Origin of the sequence: Verminephrobacter aporrectodeae subsp. tuberculatae At4 (assembly GCF_000193225.1) — a bacterium.
Lineage (GTDB): Bacteria > Pseudomonadota > Gammaproteobacteria > Burkholderiales > Burkholderiaceae_C > Acidovorax > Acidovorax aporrectodeae.
On record NZ_AFAL01000669.1, the window covers coordinates 1 to 324 of the forward strand.

Below are 324 nucleotides of genomic sequence, written 5' to 3' on the forward strand. Positions count from 1 at the left end.
CCTTCACGCCCACGGCCAACGTCAACGACGCGACCAACACCATCAGCGTCAAACCTCAGCTGGCGTGACCGACGCCGCAGGCAACGCCGGGGTTGGCAACGCCAGCAGCGCCAACTACACCGTGGACACCCGCGACACCACGCCCCCGGCGCTGGCCAGCGCCACGGTCAACGGCAACCAGCTGGTGCTCACGTACACCGAAGCGGGCACCCTGGACGCAGCAGCCCTCGCGGGCAACGCCGGCTTTGCGGTGAGCAGCGCCGCGGGCACGGCGGCCATCACCGTGAACAGCGCCGTGGTGAACGGGGCGGCCAAGACCGTCAC

1 protein-coding gene is annotated in these 324 nt (G+C 70.4%); it reads left to right on the top strand.

The genetic code is table 11. The annotated features are described in order from the left end of the window. Nucleotides 1–64: 64 nt before the first annotated feature. The coding region (locus tag VTU_RS28650; RefSeq protein ID WP_010107420.1) for a SwmB domain-containing protein at nucleotides 65–324 on the top strand (260 nt) is incomplete at its 3' end.